This window comes from Candidatus Pantoea symbiotica, from assembly GCF_056491525.1.
The window spans coordinates 92,473-112,077 of the sequence record NZ_JBSZHR010000003.1 but is presented as its reverse complement, the minus strand read 5'-3'; the positions used below and the strand labels follow the sequence as shown (position 1 = coordinate 112,077).

Sequence of the window (19,605 nt, the reverse complement as noted above, 5' to 3'; positions counted from 1 at the left end):
TAAGGATGGAACCATGCGTCAGGATCGTAACTTTTCCCCCGCGTCGGAAGCTATTGCGCGCTACTTCAAAGAAGCCTCTTTGCCTTCGCAGCAGGAAACGCTGGGGCAGATTGTGGTTGAAATCTTGCGTTCCGGACGGACGCTAAGCCGTAAAACACTGTGTACCAAGTTGCTGTGCCGCATGGAACAAGCGCGCGGTACTGAAGCAGAAATTCACTATCAGCAATTAATTGGACTGATGTTTTCCGTAGAACGAGAATCCTAACCAGGCGTAGCTGGCCTGAGAATTAACCAAGTGGTTTCCGCCTCATTCGCACACTGGTAAGACTGAATCCACTTTGTTATTTGCCGCAGGTCTGCCGCGGTAACCAGAGAGAATCTATGTACAGAAGTGATGAAGAACGGCTCACCGACATCATCATGGGCGATGCAATTTTACAGTTGCTGAAAAAATCCGGCCCGCTTTCACCTCGCGCGCTGCTGGATAAATTGCGTGGGATGGCGTCGATTGAGCGCGATCCTCCGCGCCAGCAAGCACTAAGCCGCGCGATGTCGGAAGTGATGAATCATATTGAAACACCGCAGTCGAGCGGCGTGGCGATCAAGAATACTGACAACGTGACGCATATTTTCCGCAATCGTGACGGTTCAGGTAATGGAACCAAGCATTAAACACCAGGCGAACGCATGTTAATCCGCGCTCGCCTTTTTGTTTCACAGCTGTTAACACTTCACGCTTGTTTTCTCGCGGCACTCTGTTAGATTCAAAACTCACACCACATTCTGGCGAGCTTTTATGTCTATCTTCAACGCATTAACCACAGAGACCACAACCACCACCGCATATGGCGGCGGCGTGTGTGCATCTGTAGCGAAGAGATAAGCTCCAGCATCCTCAGCCCCGTCAATCACTGGACGGGGAATGGTCTCCGTTCATAGCATGCAGAAAGGAGACACACCATGCAGCCATCGCAACACAAAGCCTTGTTAGTCATTGATATGCAGAATGGGTTATTTCACGCTTCGCCAGCGCCCTTTGCTGCGGACACTGTTCTAGCCAATATCAATCAGCTAATCGCGTTAGCCCATCAAGCGCATGCGCCCATTTTCTTCGCGCGCCACATCGGACCGGATGGATCGCCCTTCGCCGAAAGCAGCCCGCTGACTCAGCTGATTCCTGAACTGCAGATGAATGCATCGCGCGATCGGGTATTTGTGAAGCGCTATCCCAACTGTTTCCGCGACACTGAATTACTGGCAGCGCTAAAAAGTGCTGATATTCAAGAGTTAGTAATTGTTGGAATGAAGAGCGAATACTGCGTGGATACCACTTGTCGCGCTGCCGCAGATTTAGGTTTTCGCGTGGTGCTGATTGAGGATGGACATACTTCGATGGATAACGGCGTGCTGAGCGCTGAGCAGATTATTGCGCACCATAATCAAACCCTTGCTGGGCCCTTTGTACAGCTAGTTTCAAGCGCCGCATATGCTTTCTGAGTGACTGGAAATGAGGGCAAACGCCCTCTTTTCACTTAGCAAAATTACATCAGCTCAATGCCAAAGCGCTTGAGCAGCGTGGCCCACAGCAGAAATAACAAGATGGTGAGCACGCAGCTCGCAATCAGCGTCGGCCAGAATCCGAGGCGTTGATAGAGAAACGGAAAGGCGACAAACATTGGTAAAGTCGGCACCACATACCAGAAGGTGTACCACGCGTGGCTGGCAATTTTGGCCTGACTTTGTCCTTCCAGCTTCATCCAGATCAGCACCAGCACGGTCACCAATGGGAGCGCGGCAATCAGTCCACCGAGGCGATCGCTACGCTTAGCCACTTCAGATATCAGCACCACCATGCCGGCAGTAATGGCATATTTGGCGATAAGCCACAGCATTAACATCTCCTTCCGTTCCTGTTTCGGCTATCAATGCCGAATCGCACATCCGCACTGCGACATTTCGCCCGGCACATGCTTGCCGTGATGCGAATGGCGCACCTGCAATTCGCCCTGCTGCCAGGCGTTACTGGTATCGGCACGGTTTTCCAGTAAACGATTAAGCGCTTCGGCCACCAGCAAATCACGACGCTGCGCCCAGCTGGTGAGATGCCAGGTTGACGCGCGCGCTTCATCGACATCATCAAAACCCACCACCGCAACATGTGCGCCTTGCGCGAAGTCACGCACTGCTTGTAACGCGCCAAAAGCCAGCACATCGCTTTCGCAGAACAGCGCATTGATGCGCTCGGCAGCACGAGTTTTCTTCAAATACGCCATCATCGCCTGATAAGCCAGTTCGCGATCGTTGCCACCGGCGGAGAGCTCGATTTTCAGTTCTTTCTGTTCTGCTTGCAGGCTGGCGACAAAACCGTCCAGCTGGCGCACAGGCGCGCTGTTTTCCTGGCTGTGCATAAAGCCGAAACGTTGGTGACCTTGCGACAGCAGCAATAATCCCATCTCTGCACCTGCGTCATAACTATCGGCAATCACGACGTTGGCATCCGCGCTGGCGCTGTGGCTGAGATGGACGGATGTCGCCTGCGGCAGAATATCGGCTGCCACACTCAGCTCATCACTAAACAGCGAGGTAAGAAACACTAAAGCGCTGACAGGAAGTTGCGCGGCGTTACGAAGCGCGCTTTGATAACTTTCACGGGAATTGGCATTGAGCAGCAGCGTAATCAAGCCGCGTTCATTCAGCTGGCGCGTAACTTCATTGAGCAGCTTTACGGTATTGGGATTAGTGAACTCATCGCTGACAATGCCGACGATGTTGGAATTAACGGCCATGGACTGACTCTCCTGCAACTTAGCGTGCGGTAATTATTTGTAGGTAACAAAGTTAAGCATTCCACGTTACCCGAATAATCCGCGAGCGCCAATCGCTTAGAGGTCAGTTCAGATTTTGAAGATCATAAATGATATCGGACGGTGATACAGCACCAAGTCGTAGGGTCGCCATTCATGGCGACCATCTCAACGCCTATGCTCTCAACTACTCATCCAGCAAAATCGCGAATCCGCCATAGATCATGCGTTTGCCATCGAACGGCATATTCTCGCCCATCTCTTTCATGCGCGGATCGGACATCATTTTGGCATTGGCGGCGTCACGCGCTTCTCGCGAGGGATATTCGATCCAGCTGAATACCACCGTTTCACCCTCTTCGGCTTTTACCGCGCGATAGAAATCGGTCTGCGTGCCTTCAGGCACATCGTCTGCCCAGCACTCGACGATACGCATGGCGCCAAACTCTTTAAACAGCGGTGCGGCTTTGGCCGCCATGGCACGATAATCCTCCTTATTGGCTTCCGGCACCGCTACGACAAAACCATCAACATACGACATAGCTCGTTACTCCGTCGTGATTTACGCGGTCAGTAATAACCGCCCACTAATTGTACAAATAATGTGTAATACGAGCCGAAACATAGATGGAAAATTGCGCGCTTACTCGCAGATTCTGCGCGTGCCAGACGATTTACGTTACACTGACGCCTTTGATCGTTAAGTTACCGAGAAATCTATGCGCATCACCATTGAACCGGCCGATCAGCCGTTTATTCACCGCTTATTGGGTGAAGAGATTGAGAGTATTGACACCGCATCCACCAATGCCACGTTATTACAGCAGGCGCTGCACAGCGCACGTCAGCAGAAGGATCACGAAGCCGATCTCGACTGGCGACGCAACGCGCTGTTTCTGCTGCTGTTTGTGTTTTTATATGCCGCGCTGGGTGCGTCATTAACATTGGATCTCACGCCGCAGGCATCCAGCCATAAAAGCCTCGCTTACGCGCTGGAAGCGGTGCCGGTACTGATCGCCTTCTCCGGTTTATTTGTCTCGCTGCTCTACGTATTTCTCACCCGCAGCGGCGCACGTCGTTTGCGTAATTGGGAACAGGGAATTTTTGTACTGGAGAAATACAGCGGCACGAATTTCACTCGGCAAATTAATGAAATGGGTTCACGCACCACAGATTATTCGCAGTCGGCAATTAACGTTGCGCTGGCGCTGTTTATTTGTGTGACCTGGGTGGTGATGTATAACTATTTCACCTTCACCACCAGCGGCGTGATTGGCAGCGTGATTTCGTTATTCATCACCACCATGACCTACGTGATTCTGGATATTCAGCTGCTGAAATCTAATTCATCCATCGCCATTGATGAACCGCTGATTCCGGCTGAAGACGAGAAAGAGAAGCCTTAAAAATTTTGTAGGTGCGACATCCTTGTCGCACCTAATTTGGTTAGAGTTCTTCGCCGTTGCTGGCGATGACCCGGCGATACCAGTCAAAACTCTTCTTCTTCGAGCGGGCAAAATCTCCGCTACCATCATCGTTTTTATTTACGTAGATAAAGCCATAACGCTTGCTGTATTGGCCGGTGGTAAAGGATACACAGTCAATACATCCCCAAGGGGTATATCCCATAAGATCGACACCGTCCTCGGTCACGGCTTTCTTCATCTGTTCAATATGCGCGCGCAGATAGTCGATGCGGTAGTCATCATTGACCTCGCCCTTTTCATCCAATTTGTCGATGGCACCAAAACCGTTTTCAACCACGAAAAGCGGCTTTTCGTAACGCTCATAGAGAATATTCAGCACATAACGCAGGCCTACCGGATCGATCTGCCAGCCCCAATCGGAGGCCTTAACGTGTGGATTCGGCACGCTTCCTTCGAATCCTGAAAGTGCGGTCCCGCTGCCGGCATTTTCTTTACTGACTGCATTACTCATGTAATAGCTCAGCCCGATATAATCGGCACATCCTTCACGCAGGATCTGCGCATCACCGGGCTCCATCGCAATGTGGTATCCCTTGCGCTGCCATTCATTGAGGATATAAGCCGGATAATGACCGCGCATGTGAACATCACTAAAAAGGAATCGTTCCCTCATCGCTTCCTGGGCATACATCACATCATCCGGATGACAGGAAAACGGATACAGCGGCACCATGGCGATCATGCAGCCAATTTTCAGTTCAGGATTAATGTCGTGTCCTAACTTCACCACTTGAGCACTGGCAACAAATTGATGATGCAGAACCTGATACATGCACTCTTCAGGATTAGGCTCGTGGGTGAAAATAACGCCGGAACAGCAATAACCGAAAAGTGGGGTTTTCCAGTTGCGCTGATTATTAATTTCATTGAAGGTCATCCAGTATTTTACTTTGTGCTGGAAGCGTTCAATCACCACCGTGCTGAAGCGGACAAAGAAGTCCAAAACTTTTCTACTTTTCCAGCCGCCATATTCGGTGACCAGGAAATTGGGCATTTCAAAATGGGACAGCGTAATAACCGGTTCAATCCCGTATTTCAACAGCTCATCGAACAACGCATCGTAAAAACGCAGCCCCTCTTGGTTCGGCTCGGCTTCATCGCCGCGCGGAAAAATACGCGACCAGGCGATCGATGTACGGAAGCAGCGGAAGCCCATTTCGGCCAGCAGCGCGATGTCTTCAGGATAACGATGGTAAAAGTCAGATGCCTCATGATTGGCATAAAAGCAGTCATCCTGAATGCCCGAGGTGATAACGCGATCAACGCCGTGCGCCCCGCTGGTCAGCACATCGACAATGCTCGGGCCTTTTCCGCCCTTGTCCCACGCTCCCTCAACCTGGTGAGCGGCAACCGCGCCGCCCCACATGAAATTTTCCGGGAATTGATTATTCATAATAAGTATCTCTTGATCAGATGGTGCCAGGCTGCGGCACAGGGCGAACGTCAGGCTGGCTGTCTTCTTTGAATCCCGCGACCCAGGAGAAGACCATGCCCAAAACGAATGCAACGAAAATGGATATCAGGAAGCCGAGGAATTGCGTCATGTGCCCTTCTTTAAAGAACACCGGCAGGACGGCAATGCCTGGAATGCAGTAACTCCAGGAAACCGCGTTGAATGCACCGGCGATCATGCCGCCAGCTGCGCCCGCGAGGCAGCCACAGATCATTGGCCGTTTGAGGCGTAATGCAACACCGTAAATGGCAGGTTCAGTGATGCCGAACAACGCCGTCACACCTGCAGAGAGCGCCATACGCTTGAGCTCAGCATCTTTCGCCTTCAGGTAGACGCCAAGCACCGCGCCCGCCATGCCAAATACCGCAGAGGCTTGTAATCCGGTAAAGGTGTCGTAGCCCAAGGTTGCATAATTGCCGACGGCCACGGGCGTAATGCCCCAATGCACGCCTAACGTAACCAGCGGCATCCACAAGGCACCGACCACAAATCCGGCAACAGAAGGACTGAGGTGATAGAGCGTGTTGTAGACGCCACCGATAGCGCCACCAATCATGTTACCGACCGGACCAAATGCCAGCAGCGTGAGAGGAACCATGATGGCGAGGCAAAACATCGGCGTGAACAGGTTGCGTATCACCATCGGCAGCAGGCGCTCAAAGAAGCGCTGAACATACGACATGCCCCAGACCATCAAAATAATCGGGATCACCGACGAGGTGTAACTCAGATACTGAACCGGCAAGCCCATAAAGGTCAGCGGCGCCGCATCTAGCGGAATGCCGGCAATCTCCACCAACACCTTTGAAATAGCCGGGTTTTCAACTGCGCTCTGCATCAAAGCATGCACAGCTGGATCGGCTGAGTTGGCGGTGAGTATTTTGTTGGCCGTCAGCATATTCAGGTAGTCCGGCGACACCAACGCACAGGCGGCGATTACCGCTGTAAACGGATTTACGTTGAATTTTTTTGCGGCGGTAAAAGCCACCATGACGGGCAGGAAGGTAAAGCCGGTCCACGAAACAAAATTAAGAATGCGATAGGTGCCGCTTGCCGGATCCATCCAGCCGATGGCGGTCAGCAGCGAAATGATGCCCTGCAGCACACCGCAGGCTGCCAGCGGATAGAGGAAAGGCGCAAATATGCTGGAGATGATATCCATAACGCGGCTTACGATACCGACATTCGGCGGTGTTACCGCAACACTTTCGTCGATATTGAGTAGATTCTGCACTTCGCGGTAAGCATCACCGACGTGATTGCCAATAACCACCTGCATCTGGCCGCTGGCCTGCATCGCAGTAATCACCCCTTTAACCCGCTTGAGTGATTCAACCTCGACCAGAGCATAATCTTTAAGCACAAACCTCAGACGCGTAGCGCAATGCGTGACACTTATCACGTTATTATCGCTACCTATCAGCTTTACGATCTCTTTTGCAGAATCCGCATAATTTATTGCCATGGTTTTCTTCCATTGCCAGAGGGAATTCAGTCCGTCAGAGGCGAACTAATCGCGGCAATGTTAGAAAATCGCTTCGGCAATGTCACGAAGTCACAATATGTTATAACCGGTCGATAATTACAAAAATGTCACACTGCGTGACATCTCACTGACATTATTCACCACCAGCTTCCTGCCTATTGATTCGAGAATAAAAATAACCGGAACCTGAGTGGTAATGTCATATTCTTCATCAATCAAAATACGTGATACATGATAGGGAACAATAAAGTCAGCGAGTTTTGCCAGGGTTGAATCCGGGTTACAGGTTATCGCAATCACTTTGCAATGGTGAATTACAAATTGTCTGGCGAGTTTCACTATTTCTGGGGTTTCGCCAGAGACAGAAAGCACGATGGCCACTGAACTCTGCACCATGTCCGAGCTCACCGGATAATAGGGATCGTCAATGTGATTACTGAACTTGCCCATGTTAGAGAAGAAACGGGCACCATACCTGCCGAGCGTGCCAGAGCTGCCTGCGCCGGCAAAGAACACCCGTTCTGCATCACGAATGTATTCTGCCGCCTGATTAATCATCTCATCAAACTCATCATTTCTGATGCTCTTAAAAAAGGTCAATATTTCCTCAGCGCCATGAGGAATGAGTAATGTGCTATTTCTGTTCAGGTGCAACTTCATACTGGCTTTGAGTTCTGAATAACCCTTGAAACCCATTTTTTTACAGAATCTCAGAACAGTTGCGGTAGACACACCAGAATTATCGGCAAGCTCCCTTATGGTCATATAAATAACAGCGTTAATATTTTTGATAATATAATTGTGCACGCTGCTTTCGAGGGCATTTAAAGTGGATAGCTTTCTGGCGTCAAACATATATTTAAACATCCTGGCAGGTCATTTATGACGTTTATCATGTCACAAACCGTGACATGCAGGTGATGTTTAAGGTGAAAAACAGGCTTAGTGCTCAAAAAGAAATGTTGTTAATTGTGATAGCTCGCACATTTCGGACGGCGAGAGACGGAATGACTATTAGATTTCAAGTGCAGCAAGGATTGCGGCTTCCATTTTCTCCGGAGTGGTGATTGGCGCAAAACGCTTGAGCGGTTTGCCGTCACGTCCGATGAGAAACTTTGTGAAGTTCCATTTAATCCGCCCGCCGAGCACGCCGGGCAACTCGTCTTTTAGATAGCGAAATAGCGGATGCGTTGCGGCGCCGTTAACTTCCACTTTCTCAAACATCGGGAAGCTCACGCCGTAGTTAATTTGGCAGGTCTGCGCGATATCATCGGCGCTGCCGGGTTCCTGCTTACCGAACTGGTTGCAGGGGAAACCCAGGATCACCAGACCTTGAGCGGCGTACTTCCTGTAGAGCGCTTCAAGGCCGGCGTATTGTGGCGTGAATCCACAATGGCTGGCGGTGTTAACCACCAGAACCAGCTTGCCGGCGAAATCGGCCATAGCGATGGGCTGGCCACGCAGGCTGATGGCGTTGAGTTGATGAAAGGTGGTCATGTCAGAATCCTCAGAGCAATAGCGGTTTGGCGTCGATATTGCCACTTAGCAATCGCTAGTGCCTCAAATATTGAACGGCGTGACGACAATAACGCGTGATGATGCCGTTTCATCTTCGGCTTCGGGCAAAAAGCCGTGAAAACGCAGGATTGCTTTAAACGCCGATCGCGCATCTTCATGAAGATCATGATCAATCACCGCATCCATCTCTTCAGCAGCCAGTAGCCGGCGATTTTCTTCATCCAGATCATGGCCAATGAAAACGTTTACCTCGCGGTGCATCGCTGAAAAAGCCTGCAAAATGGCACTATTTCCGCCCCCCACGCTGTAAATAGATTGGATTGAGGGATCCTGTTCCAGCGCTGTGCACATCTGCGTAAAAGTGAGTGAATCGATACCGTAACCTTCACTGACAGCTTTAATCTGCAAATATGGCGCTCGCTGACTTAACGCCTGAATGAAGCCCTCCATTCGCTGCTCTTCTCCACGAAAACCCGTGCTGCTGATCACTACGGCGACCGTTTGCACTGCAGCAGGCAGCCACCGCGACATCAGCCAGGCCGCCGTTCGACCGGCACCTTCATTATCCATGCCGACATAGCTGATGCGCTCGCTTGAAGGTAAATCAGTAACGAGCGTGACCACCGGAACATTGAGCGCCGCCAGCTCCGCAATCGTACTCTGCAGCAAAGGGTGATCGCTTGCTTTGAGCAGCACGCCATAACTGTCATTGCCACAGCGGCGCAGCTCACGCTGCAGCTCTTCAGGCGAGATTTCTTCAAAAATATGGCAGCGCAGCGTCAGTCGGAAAGGTGCGAAGCTGTTGATTTGACTAAGCAGTGCCGCCAGCACTAGCGAACTGAATCGCTCTGGCGCGTGCATCACCAGATCGATCGGTAGCGTGCGACCGCTTGCCAGGCTGGCGCGCTGCTGTAATTCCAGGTCGCGGATCGCCTGAGCAATGCGTCGACCAGTGCGCGGGCTCACACTGCCGCGTTGATGCAATGCTCTGTCGACCGTGGCTTTGCTGACACCAGACTGTGCCGCGATTTGCTTAATGGAGAATGACCTTGCCATAAGTTGAGGTCTTTTTGAGGTTATGTGGCCGTATTGTTAATCGAATGTAATTGCTAAGGTCATTGTGAGCAAGCAGACAGACCTTACCTCACCCAAAATAACAAAGGACAACGAATGAGCCTGAGTGAAAGCAGCAGATTTAAAAACAAAGTGTTCGTCGTGACCGGCGGAACACAGGGATTAGGCGCAGCCGTTGCCAGTCTTCTGGCAATTCGCGGAGCCCGGGGCATTGTGATTTGCGGTCGTAACGTTAAAGCCGGACAAGAACAGGTGGATATCCTCAGCCAAACCGGTTGTGAAGTGATATTTGTTGAAGCGGATATCAGCTCGCCAGAAGCCTGCGAAAAAGTAGTGGCGACCGCAGAAACGGCGTTTGGAACCCTGCACGGGCTGGTGAACTGCGCAGGCATGTCCGATCGTGGCACCATCCTCAACACTTCTCCGGAATTATTTGATGCAATTATGGCCGTCAACGTTCGCGCGCCTTTTTTCCTGATGCAGGCAGCAATCAAACTGATGATTGCCAAAGGCATTGGAGGCAGCATCGTCAATATCATCACCATGACTTCTCATGGCGGTCAGAGCTTCTTAACGGCATATGCCGCATCCAAAGGTGCGCTGGTCACGCTGACTAAAAACGTGGCCTTCAGCACCATGCGCAATCGCATCCGGGTAAATGGTCTGAATATTGGCTGGATGGATACGCCGCACGAACACGACATCCAGCGGCAATATCATGACGCTGATGAAAACTGGCTTCGCAACGCTGAGCAGGCGCAGCCTTTTGGTCGCCTGCTGAAACCCGCCGAAGTCGCGCGTGGCGTAGCATTTCTCCTTTCTGAGGAGTCAGGAATGATGACGGGTGCGGTGATCGATTTTGATCAAAGTGTGGTTGGTTGTGGTGATAACGGTGGCTTCCAGCCATCACATGCTCTGACTCTGTGAGGCAAAAAAATGAATAATATCTACATTAATGACAGCCACATTTCTCTCGATGATTTCGCCACGATTTGCGCGCAAACCCTGCGTAAAGACAATTTCCCGCTGGCACGTTCGGCTGATAAAAATGTGCTGATCTATCATCGCGACGACCTGCTGGCGGCTGCAACAGCAGACCGTCAAAATATGCTGGCTGAACTGCATCGTGCATTGTCCAGCGGCCCCGGCGTTCTGGTAGTTCAGGGGTTATATGGCGATGTATCAGCCGTTGATCGCAGCAGTAAAGTCTTTGAGGATATCCTCGCCAGTGAAGCGGCAAACGGCGGCGGTGGCGATCACTTTGCCAAAGCGGGCAGTAACGGGCGTATCTGGAATGCGCTGCAAAAAGTGGCGGAGCGGGATGCTGATGCCTTCATCGATTACTACAGCAATCCGTTGCTGGCGCTGATTTGTGAAGCCTGGGTTGGGCCGGGATATGAAATTACGGCGCAGGTCAATCAGGTGCGTCCGGGCGGCAAAGCGCAGCAGCCGCATCGGGATTACCATCTCGGTTTTCAGGTAAATGACGTGGTTGCTCGCTTCCCGCTGCCGTTGCAGATCCTGTCGCAATATCTGACGCTTCAGGGCGCGGTGGCTCACAGTGATATGCCGATTGAATCAGGTCCGACGCAACTTTTGCCCTGGTCGCAGCAATATGCTGAGGGTTATCTGGCGTGGCGCGATCCGCGCTTTATTGAATTCTTCCAGCAGCATGCCATTCAGTTGCCGCTGAAAAAAGGTGATGGGCTGTTCTTCAATCCGGCTCTGTTCCATGCCGCCGGCAATAATGTCACGAAGGATCACGTGCGTACGGCCAATTTACTGCAGGTCTCATCCGCTTTTGGCAAAACCATGGAGAAAGTGAATCACGTTAAAGTGATGGAAGCGATTTATCCAACCCTGCTGAGTAAAGATCTGAGCGATGAAGAGTTACAGGCAATTGTGGCGGCGAGCGGTGAAGGCTACTCCTTCCCGACCAATCTGGATACCGATCCACCGCTGGGAGGCCTCGTCCCAAAAACACAACAGCAACTGTTACTGGAAGCATTACAGCAACGCTGTTCAGCGCAAGAGTTCAGCCGGCAATTAGACAACCACGAGAGTAAGAGAAAAGCGTAAGCGTGTTTTGCAAATGATATGGCGTAATGCCCTGACGTTAGGTGTTACGCCATATCGATGAGTATATATCTGGTCTGATAAACCGGATTAGCAATAGATCCTGTACCGCTAATCCGGTAATAAACGTTGTGCAATAGTGCCTGACTCGCTGCTGTTTTCTCAGTCGCGTACGGCGGCTTTCTTCAGTGACTTATCCACCGGCGCTGTTTTGGCTTTACTGCTCGAGTAGATAAAGAACAGCGCAATCCCCAAGCACATTACTGCTCCCAGTCGTGTTGAGGAGAAGTGAATTGCTTCATTTCCCAACCAACCGAAGTTATCGATCAGCATGCTCATTGCCAGTTGCCCAAAGATAACCGCAACAGTTGCTACCGCTGAGCCGATCCGCTGGACTGCAATAACCATAATAACGATGTAAGGCACACCACAGAGCGCGCCCAGTAATTGCCATTTTGGTACGTCAAGCAGCGTAAGTGCATGCTTTGGTTCAAAGAAAAAGATCAACAGAGCAGTTACCAATGCCCCGGTAGAAAACGTCAGGAATGCGCTTCGGAACACGCCGACATTGCTGCCCAACTTTCCACCAATTGCGGCCTGCATACTCAGAAATGCTCCACCAACCACTGCAAGAATGATCATCAAAATATTCATAATTTCACCTCAGCCTTTTGCCACAAGAGCCAGCGCAGCAACAATAAAAATAAGTGCAATGATTCGTTTCTGGTCAATTTTGCGGTGAGCGGTACCAAAAAGTCCGTAGTGGTCAATCACCAGACTTTTAAACACCTGCCCGGCTAAAATGCCAATCATGGTCATCGCAATACCAATACTGGGAACAGCAATGGTGAGAATCACCACATATACCGGTCCAAGGATGCCGCCGACTAACGTCCACGCAGGTTGCGAGAAAAAAGAGGGGCTATTACGCGGACTGAAGAAAAGCATCAGCATGAATGTCAGCGCGGCACCGACACCAAAAATACTGAATGTGGCCCACAAATCTCCAACTTCACTCCCCAGCGGTCCTAATAACCCTGCTTCAACGGATAATCCCATCCCGCCAGCAACGACGAGTAATATGAATAAAAGCTGCATAAAACAGTCTCCAACTTGGTTTAGGAGGCTGATGATAATGGCGCTCAAAGTAATGAAAAACAGTATAATCCGTGAAACACCTTTGCAGGAATCGAGATAATGTATGATGCCAGTTCAATAAACTTTCGTAGTCTATTGTTTTTTATTGGTGTTTTTGACTCGCAAAGTTTTTCAGAGGTTGCCAGGCGAGAAGGAGTATCAGCGTCGATGGTGTCGCGAGTGATTCTGCAGCTGGAAGATACTCTCGGACAGCAGCTGTTCTATCGTAATACCCGCGCTGTCATTCCAACCGAAGCTGGACGATTGTTCGTAGAATATGCCCGAATAATGTGTGAGCAGCTCAGCGAAGCAAGAAAAGAACTGCAGGACAGATCGCTTGAGCCTTCAGGGTTAATAAGAATTAATGCGCCAGTTTTTTTTGGACAGCGGCACATTGCGCCCTGGCTGACAGGCCTATGCGAGCGCTACCCTAAGCTGTTGATCGAGTTGGCTCAGACAGATGACTACATCGATCCCCACCGCGATGCTTCCGACATTATTTTTCGCATTGGGACACTTACCGACTCATCATTTCACGCTCGCGTATTATGCACCCAGCGCTACCATCTTGTTGCGTCTCCTAAATACGTTCAAAAGTGGGGAAAGCCAGTTATCCCTTCAGATTTAGCGCAGCATAAATGTCTGGTTTATGCGGGCTCATCCGGCCCTAACCGATGGTTATTCAGAGAACAGAATGACAGCTGGGTTCACTACCCGGTATCTGCATTGCTGATTTCTAACAATGCAGAGACGCTTCTTACCGCCGCGTTAGGTGGAATGGGGATGGTGCTCTTCCCGGACTGGCTGATTGGAGACAGCATTCATAAAGGGGAGCTAGTCAGAATTATGCCCAATCTTGAAGCTGCCATAAAAACAGAGCCGCAACATATTGCCGCTATTTATCCTAATGCCCGTCATCCACCGCTGAATGTCAGAGCGGTTATTGATTACTTTCTGGAGGTTTATGGCCCCAAACCTTACTGGCAATTTGACTGACGAATGTCCCCTATGAGCGAAAATCGTATATTCGACTTTACGCCGAATGCTATGGCAAAGAGCACGCTTGAAAGAATTTAATTGCGCTAGCGCGTGTTGCAATCTTGACGGAATATCACAAACGTCATTGCCACCGCACCAAGAAGTAATAAACCACTCAAGCCGAAAGCACTTTGCCATCCCAGGCTGTCGAATATCAGACCTCCTACTGTTGAACCCAGCGCAATGGAGAGCTGGATGACAGCAACCATCAGGCCACCACCGGCCTCTGCATCTTCGGTTACAGCCAACGTCTGGAAGGTTCATTTCTCTATTATCCACATCGCAATGTGTCGCCCGCTTTGCGCGCGGTGATTGATACGCTGAGAATTTAGGGGATAAGAGCCCTAAGCATCCGCAGACTCTTTTTGTTGTGTAGATCAAAAGGATCGGGACAATATTTAATTAGAGGCTTTCCCAGCTTTCAGGCTTATTGCACTCTTCTCATAATATTTTGCTATTACCTGATAAAACAGATTGGATTCTTGCTTAATGCAAAGCAGATATCCTGTTTCATCGATTATCAGCCACATAACCTTTTTAATTAGCATTGGTACTCTCTCTCCCGAAGTATTCTGGAAAGCCATTAAACATCTGCAAATACACGTCTTTTGTCTGCATGTCCGTGCATAATTAAGCGTGTCGGGAAGCAGAAGAATAGGTCTGATTTTTCTTTGGTATCAACAACCTGTGTAACCATGACGCATTCAGACTTTTTCTTAAACACCATAACTACATATAGATCGCAAATACCTATTTACCCTTTTTAATTGCAAAAATATTTCAATTAATCCTGTTAATTTTTTGCACTCGCCAGCAGGGGGAAGCATGAAGATTATCGTGGGTGGTAATGGCTACCCGGAAAAGAGAAACATCATTACAGACCCTTCACATAGCTATATTGATTACCGTCCCAGAAACATCTGGACCTGGATTAACGTCATAAGGCAGCGCTTATTACATAAAAATAAGCTCTTTATTTTCCGTCCATTGCCCCTGATCTCTTCCGTTGATGCGGACATTATCCACCTTTTTAATGAAGTCTCTGCGGGGTCAGGTGACTGGGTGGCGACCTTTGAAACCGAACTGCCCCGTGTTCTGCCCGTTGGCGGAGTACAAAAATTTGCCAACCCCGAACTGGCGCGGGAACTCAGGTACGTCTGCTCTCCGCGCTGTAAGGGCATTATCGCCATCTCAGAAGCCACACGGCAGATCCAGCTGCGGCTGCTGGAACATTTTCCTGAAGAGCAGGCCATAATTGGGCCCAAACTGCACGTACTCCATCCTCCGCAGCCGATACTGCATAAAAAAAGCGTGGTGGTTCAGGAAGGACCGGTGACTTTCACCTTCGTGGGTAATGAGTTCTATCGCAAGGGAGGTGCAGAAGTTGTGCTGGCCTTTACCCAGCTATTAAGGGAAAACCTGATAAGTGTGAACGACGTGCGCGTTAATCTGGTTGGTGATCTTGGTAGAACGCATAACGTGGCTCACCAGGCATTCCAGGACGACGACGTTTTTAGAAAATGCGTGGAAGATAAGCTGCGTGATTGCCCGATATTCCGTCACCACACGTCGTTGACCAACGACGCGGTGCTGGCGTTAATTAAGACCTCTGATGTCGGGCTACTACCAACCTGGCAGGAGACGTACGGCTTTTCCGTTCTGGAGATGCAGGCATGCGGCTGCCCGGTTATAACGACGAATGTCCGGGCACTGCCAGAAATCAATCCAGAAAATGCCGGCTGGTTGATCCGCTGCCCCCTGAATCCGATGTCAGAGCTAACAGTATCCTCATTGAGGGACAAAACCGTTCTGAGAAGTGCCATCATATCTCAATTGAAAACCTACATATTGCAAATCATCAGCGACAGAAAAATCGTATCAGAGCGCACTAAAAACTCACTCGCGCGAATATGTCTGGATCACGATCCCGTGTTGTTCAGGAAGCGACTCAATGCGATATATATGGGTTTTGAAACCGACAAAAATAAAACGTTTATCTAATCGGGTACAGGCCATATTGCTTATGGCGGGTGAATTATTACCTTTTATTCAACTCAGAATACTGTCAGTTACCCACATTTTTGACACGATACTGTAACCGGCACATTAAAAACCTTTGTATCCATCCCTTAATAATTTTACCTTTTATGACATACTCTTATGTCAGCCAAACCCGGTTTATCAGGGATAAAATATAAAGGACTAAATTCATGCCTAGCGCAAATATACGTGCCACGCTCGGAGGGGCGCTTCTGTTGATGTCCGTTTTAGTTTCAGCATCAGAAACTCAGCCGATACCTGCAGTGCATTCGAACTCGCAACGCATCTCTGTAGAGACGCAAGGCTCAGGACCGGATGTCATATTGATTCCGGGGCTGGCGTCGTCTCGCGAAGTTTGGACTGATTTAGCAGCAACTTTACGTAAAAGCCACCGAGTTCATCTTGTTGAACTTGCTGGCTTTGCAAGCACACCTGCACTTTCCAATCCAGAGGGAAAGGTCATCGCTCCGGCAGTTGATGCCATCGCGGATTACATTCAAACGCAGCACATCACAGCACCGGCGATCATTGGCCATTCGCTTGGGGGTGAGATTGCACTGATGATCGGGGCCCGTCATCCCGACCATGTCAGTCGTTTGATGATCGTCGATGCCTTGCCATTCTATACGTTGATGATTGATCCTGCGGCGACCACCGAGACTGCTGCGCGGCATGCAACAGCGACGCGGGATTGGCTGCTGGGACAGTCGCCGCAGCAATTCAAGGAGTTTCAGAAAACATCCATCATCCGCTTAGCGAAGACTGAGGCGGTGAGACCGGCTTTGGTGACTGCGGGGCTCAATTCTGATCGCAAAACTGTGGTGGATGCCGTGTATGAATTAATGATTACCGATCTGCGTCCCGAGCTCACACGCATTAAAGCGCCGATGGAGATCGTGTACGCGTATGACGCTTTATTCGGCGTTTCTGCAGCCAGCGTGGATGCCATGTACCGTCAAGCCTATGCATCTGCATCCGATATCCATTTCACGCGCATCGATGACAGCTTTCACTTTGTCATGCTTGATCAGCCAGAACGGTTTTCCCGCGCGGTAACGTCATTCTTAAATCAATAAAGGATGCAGCTGGCCTTCATTTGACGCGTTGTTGTAGGGAAATGTTCAGGTCAGCGTGTCCCTCACCTTTAGTCCTATAACTAGCGTTGCAAAAAACATTATGCAACCCGCGGTGATGAAAACACCTGTTACGCCGCTGATACCAAAGAGTAATCCTCCCAACGCTGCGCCCGCAGCAATCGAGGACTGAACGGCTGCGACTACCATGCCGCCAGCGGTTTCAGCCTGATCGGGAACGGAACGCGCTACCCAGTTTGACCACGCAACGGGTACGCCACCAAATGCCATCCCCCACAACGCGACGAACAACATCAATCCTGTTTCCTCCAGCGGCAGCAAAATCATACTTAGTGCCGCCACACCAACAAGCGCTGGCATCAGTATCAGGGTAAGACGCAGGCTTTTCTCCATCAGACACCCGGCCAGCAGCGTTCCGATAAAATTAGCGACGCCAAATCCAAGCAATATCAAAGACAAACGATCCACATCAAGTTGAACAATATTTTCAAGAGCCGGCCGAATATAGGTAAACAGCGCATACTGACCCGTATGGGCAATTACACACCCCGTCATTCCCATCGCAATGCCTGGGCGGCGGAGTAAATCCATGACAGATGCCGTTACCATCATTTTACGCGGAGCCATTCCGGGAAGGGTAAATAGCTGAAAGAGCAGTGTTAGCACACCTACTGCGGTTGCAGCGATAAAAGCGCTACGCCAGCCATAAAGCCCACCTAAATAGCTTCCCAGTGGGATCGAAACTACGGTTCCGACAGCGATACCGCTAAAAATAATGGAGAGAGCACGCGGGACGCTTTGAGCTTGAACCAGCCGCATAGCTACAGCAGCTGCCATGCTCCAGAAGCCTCCCAGCGCGATACCCAGCAAAATGCGCATGATTAACAGAACAGCCAGACTGGATGAAAGTGCGACAAGCAGGTTAGAGGCAATCATCAGCACGGTAAAACCCAGCAAAACAGTTCGGCGATCATAATTACGCGTCAGGCGGGGAACCATCAGACCCGCAAACAGGGCCACCACAGCCGTTACCGTCACAGCCTGACCAGCGAGCGCTTCCGTCACACCGAGATCGGCGGCCATGGGTGTCAGCAGGCTGGCAGGAAGATATTCTGCTGTCAGTAAGCCAAATACGCCCATAGTCAGTGATATCACAGCCATCCATGCGGATTCTTTGGGTTCAGAACAGGTTAAACTCGCGGATACAGCTTCAGTTGCTTCGTTTCTCATAACACACTCTTTCTGGAGTAAAAAATCACAGCTCCAAGTCTAGAGTCGAGCAACTGGACGATCTATGATGCCTTACCCTGATTTTTTACCCGAAACTCCGAATATGCATGTGAACAAACATTTTGCCCTGTCATCCGAGCTCATCAGTGAATTGCTGTTGGAAATGCGGCTACGTGGTGTGCAGTATCGCCGTTTGCAGACGGGTTCTGAGTTTGGCGTCGGTTTTAGCAACAGGCCGGGACACGCCTATTTTCATTACATCGCCGTGGGTACTGCTCTGCTTCGCACCAGCGATGGTAAGTTGCACGAACTGAACGCCGGCAGCATGGTGTTCATGCCGCAGGGTGAGGAACATCAGCTTTTATCGGATGTCAGCTGCTCATTTCAACATATCGATACGTTCGGCTCTGCTCCTTTAGGCGAGGCCGTCAGCGGAATCAATACTTGCCCGAGTTCGCATCCAACACCCAGCACGGTTCTGTTTTATGGCTGTATGGAGTTCGATCTCGGTGGAATGCAGGGCCTTGGTAAACTGATGCCGCAAGCGATAGTGGTTGAGGCAAATGAACAGATTTATCCGGGGCTGGTTCCCATTCTGGGCGCGATGAAAGCTGAAATCTGTTCCGGACGCGCTGGCTTCGCGGGCATCCTGGCACGCCTTGCAGAAGTGGCGGCTGCCATGATTGTGCGTGGATGGATCGAAAACGGCAGCGAGAACGCCGCTGGCCTGATCGCTGCGTTACGTGATCCACGACTTGCCCAGGCTATTCTGTCCATTCATCGCGATACGAGTCGCGAGTGGTCTGTTGCTGAGCTTGCGGCCCAGTCGCATGTGTCGCGTTCTGTTTTTGCTGAACGCTTCAAATCAATCATCGGCATACCTCCTCTGCGCTATGTAAGGGAAGTGCGAATGCGCATCGCAGGTCACTGGATTATGCACGATAAGATCTCAATCGATACCGTTGCTCTACGCCTCGGTTATGCCTCACAGGCAGCGTTTAGCAGAGCTTTTAAGCGCATCAATGGCTATCCGCCGGGCGCTATGCGTCAGCGACCAGAGAGAGGCGCTAATACTGTAAATGAGTGAATATTATTTTTATCATATGCTGGGTTAACTTTAGGAGGCCGTTCTCTACATTAAAAACTGAGCGGTTCAATAAGTGTGTTG

21 protein-coding genes and 4 pseudogenes are annotated in these 19,605 nt (G+C 50.4%); 11 read left to right on the top strand and 14 right to left on the bottom strand.

Annotated features, from left to right (window positions below; translation table 11 throughout):
* Window positions 1-13: 13 nt before the first annotated feature.
* The 3 genes from ycgZ (at window position 14) to ACXIZX_RS21290 (ending at window position 1,497) form a co-directional block, all read left to right on the top strand.
* On the top strand, window positions 14-265 hold the full coding sequence (gene ycgZ / locus ACXIZX_RS21300; RefSeq protein WP_479404941.1) for a regulatory protein YcgZ: 252 nt from the start codon (window positions 14-16) through the stop codon (window positions 263-265).
* A gap of 116 nt (window positions 266-381) precedes the next feature.
* Window positions 382-672 (top strand): hypothetical protein, encoded by a 291-nt coding sequence (locus tag ACXIZX_RS21295; RefSeq protein ID WP_008102070.1) that lies wholly within the window; start codon window positions 382-384, stop codon window positions 670-672.
* A 288-nt stretch (window positions 673-960) separates the two neighbouring features.
* Window positions 961-1,497, top strand: a complete 537-nt coding sequence (locus ACXIZX_RS21290; protein WP_479404940.1) for a cysteine hydrolase family protein — start codon at window positions 961-963, stop codon at window positions 1,495-1,497.
* A 44-nt stretch (window positions 1,498-1,541) separates the two neighbouring features.
* Here ACXIZX_RS21290 and ACXIZX_RS21285 read toward each other — a convergent pair whose 3' ends face one another.
* The 3 genes from ACXIZX_RS21285 to ACXIZX_RS21275 form a co-directional block, all read right to left on the bottom strand.
* The gene (locus tag ACXIZX_RS21285) at window positions 1,542-1,892 is read right to left on the bottom strand and encodes a DUF3147 family protein (RefSeq protein WP_008102074.1); all 351 of its coding nucleotides are present in this window, start codon (window positions 1,890-1,892) and stop codon (window positions 1,542-1,544) included.
* Window positions 1,893-1,922: 30 nt separating this feature from the next.
* Complete coding sequence (locus tag ACXIZX_RS21280) at window positions 1,923-2,786, bottom strand: substrate-binding domain-containing protein (protein WP_479404939.1); 864 nt, start codon at window positions 2,784-2,786, stop codon at window positions 1,923-1,925.
* 205 nt (window positions 2,787-2,991) lie between these two features.
* The gene (locus ACXIZX_RS21275) at window positions 2,992-3,345 is read right to left on the bottom strand and encodes a DUF1428 domain-containing protein (protein WP_479404938.1); all 354 of its coding nucleotides are present in this window, start codon (window positions 3,343-3,345) and stop codon (window positions 2,992-2,994) included.
* A 178-nt stretch (window positions 3,346-3,523) separates the two neighbouring features.
* Between ACXIZX_RS21275 and ACXIZX_RS21270 the strand changes: the two genes are divergently transcribed.
* Window positions 3,524-4,210, top strand: a complete 687-nt coding sequence (locus tag ACXIZX_RS21270; RefSeq protein ID WP_154182779.1) for a RipA family octameric membrane protein — start codon at window positions 3,524-3,526, stop codon at window positions 4,208-4,210.
* A gap of 40 nt (window positions 4,211-4,250) precedes the next feature.
* On the opposite strand, the gene ACXIZX_RS21265 is transcribed toward ACXIZX_RS21270, so the two are convergent.
* The 6 genes and pseudogenes from ACXIZX_RS21265 to ACXIZX_RS21240 form a co-directional block, all read right to left on the bottom strand.
* A complete protein-coding gene (locus tag ACXIZX_RS21265; protein WP_479404937.1) occupies window positions 4,251-5,684 on the bottom strand; it encodes a 6-phospho-beta-glucosidase in 1,434 nt (477 codons plus the stop codon).
* Between the two features lie 16 nt (window positions 5,685-5,700).
* Window positions 5,701-7,209, bottom strand: coding sequence for a PTS transporter subunit EIIC (locus tag ACXIZX_RS21260; protein ID WP_479404936.1), 1,509 nt, complete (start codon window positions 7,207-7,209; stop codon window positions 5,701-5,703).
* Between the two features lie 117 nt (window positions 7,210-7,326).
* Window positions 7,327-8,085, bottom strand: a complete 759-nt coding sequence (locus tag ACXIZX_RS21255) for a MurR/RpiR family transcriptional regulator (RefSeq protein ID WP_479404935.1) — start codon at window positions 8,083-8,085, stop codon at window positions 7,327-7,329.
* 159 nt (window positions 8,086-8,244) lie between these two features.
* Window positions 8,245-8,727, bottom strand: coding sequence for a glutathione peroxidase (locus tag ACXIZX_RS21250; RefSeq protein WP_479404934.1), 483 nt, complete (start codon window positions 8,725-8,727; stop codon window positions 8,245-8,247).
* A gap of 63 nt (window positions 8,728-8,790) precedes the next feature.
* Window positions 8,791-9,579 carry a substrate-binding domain-containing protein gene (locus ACXIZX_RS21245; RefSeq protein ID WP_479405383.1) on the bottom strand — a complete coding sequence of 263 codons (789 nt, stop codon included), beginning with the start codon at window positions 9,577-9,579 and terminating at the stop codon, window positions 8,791-8,793.
* Window positions 9,580-9,675: 96 nt separating this feature from the next.
* Window positions 9,676-9,804, bottom strand: a pseudogene (locus ACXIZX_RS21240) (LacI family DNA-binding transcriptional regulator); the annotation flags it as partial.
* Window positions 9,805-9,918: 114 nt separating this feature from the next.
* Here ACXIZX_RS21240 and ACXIZX_RS21235 point away from each other — a divergent pair.
* On the top strand, window positions 9,919-10,749 hold the full coding sequence (locus ACXIZX_RS21235; protein WP_479404933.1) for an SDR family oxidoreductase: 831 nt from the start codon (window positions 9,919-9,921) through the stop codon (window positions 10,747-10,749).
* A 9-nt stretch (window positions 10,750-10,758) separates the two neighbouring features.
* Window positions 10,759-11,901 carry a phytanoyl-CoA dioxygenase family protein gene (locus ACXIZX_RS21230; RefSeq protein WP_479404932.1) on the top strand — a complete coding sequence of 381 codons (1,143 nt, stop codon included), beginning with the start codon at window positions 10,759-10,761 and terminating at the stop codon, window positions 11,899-11,901.
* A 159-nt stretch (window positions 11,902-12,060) separates the two neighbouring features.
* Here ACXIZX_RS21230 and ACXIZX_RS21225 read toward each other — a convergent pair whose 3' ends face one another.
* Together ACXIZX_RS21225 and ACXIZX_RS21220 are read right to left on the bottom strand one after the other, a co-directional pair.
* A complete protein-coding gene (locus ACXIZX_RS21225) occupies window positions 12,061-12,552 on the bottom strand; it encodes a DMT family transporter (protein WP_154182763.1) in 492 nt (163 codons plus the stop codon).
* 9 nt (window positions 12,553-12,561) lie between these two features.
* Window positions 12,562-12,996, bottom strand: a complete 435-nt coding sequence (locus tag ACXIZX_RS21220; RefSeq protein ID WP_154182761.1) for a DMT family transporter — start codon at window positions 12,994-12,996, stop codon at window positions 12,562-12,564.
* 99 nt (window positions 12,997-13,095) lie between these two features.
* On the opposite strand from ACXIZX_RS21220, the gene ACXIZX_RS21215 reads away from it, so the two are divergent.
* Window positions 13,096-14,031, top strand: a complete 936-nt coding sequence (locus ACXIZX_RS21215; RefSeq protein WP_179452962.1) for a LysR family transcriptional regulator — start codon at window positions 13,096-13,098, stop codon at window positions 14,029-14,031.
* Between the two features lie 86 nt (window positions 14,032-14,117).
* Here the strand turns inward: ACXIZX_RS21215 and ACXIZX_RS21210 are convergent.
* Window positions 14,118-14,312, bottom strand: a pseudogene (locus tag ACXIZX_RS21210) (MFS transporter); the annotation flags it as partial.
* Here ACXIZX_RS21210 and ACXIZX_RS21205 point away from each other — a divergent pair.
* Window positions 14,310-14,405: pseudogene (locus tag ACXIZX_RS21205) on the top strand (LysR family transcriptional regulator); the annotation flags it as partial. The pseudogenes ACXIZX_RS21210 and ACXIZX_RS21205 overlap by 3 nt on opposite strands.
* Before the next feature lie 90 nt (window positions 14,406-14,495).
* Here ACXIZX_RS21205 and ACXIZX_RS21200 read toward each other — a convergent pair.
* Window positions 14,496-14,657: pseudogene (locus ACXIZX_RS21200) on the bottom strand (ATP-binding protein); the annotation flags it as partial.
* Window positions 14,658-14,898: 241 nt separating this feature from the next.
* On the opposite strand from ACXIZX_RS21200, the gene ACXIZX_RS21195 reads away from it, so the two are divergent.
* Both ACXIZX_RS21195 and ACXIZX_RS21190 read left to right on the top strand, forming a co-directional pair.
* On the top strand, window positions 14,899-16,074 hold the full coding sequence (locus tag ACXIZX_RS21195) for a glycosyltransferase family 4 protein (protein ID WP_479404931.1): 1,176 nt from the start codon (window positions 14,899-14,901) through the stop codon (window positions 16,072-16,074).
* Between the two features lie 209 nt (window positions 16,075-16,283).
* Window positions 16,284-17,189: an alpha/beta fold hydrolase gene (locus ACXIZX_RS21190; protein WP_479404930.1), complete on the top strand. Its 906-nt coding sequence runs from the start codon at window positions 16,284-16,286 to the stop codon at window positions 17,187-17,189.
* 45 nt (window positions 17,190-17,234) lie between these two features.
* On the opposite strand, the gene ACXIZX_RS21185 is transcribed toward ACXIZX_RS21190, so the two are convergent.
* The gene (locus ACXIZX_RS21185) at window positions 17,235-18,437 is read right to left on the bottom strand and encodes an MFS transporter (RefSeq protein WP_479404929.1); all 1,203 of its coding nucleotides are present in this window, start codon (window positions 18,435-18,437) and stop codon (window positions 17,235-17,237) included.
* A gap of 64 nt (window positions 18,438-18,501) precedes the next feature.
* Here ACXIZX_RS21185 and ACXIZX_RS21180 point away from each other — a divergent pair, with 64 nt between their 5' ends.
* Window positions 18,502-19,524 (top strand): AraC family transcriptional regulator, encoded by a 1,023-nt coding sequence (locus ACXIZX_RS21180; protein WP_479404928.1) that lies wholly within the window; start codon window positions 18,502-18,504, stop codon window positions 19,522-19,524.
* The last annotated feature ends 81 nt before the right edge of the window (window positions 19,525-19,605 follow it).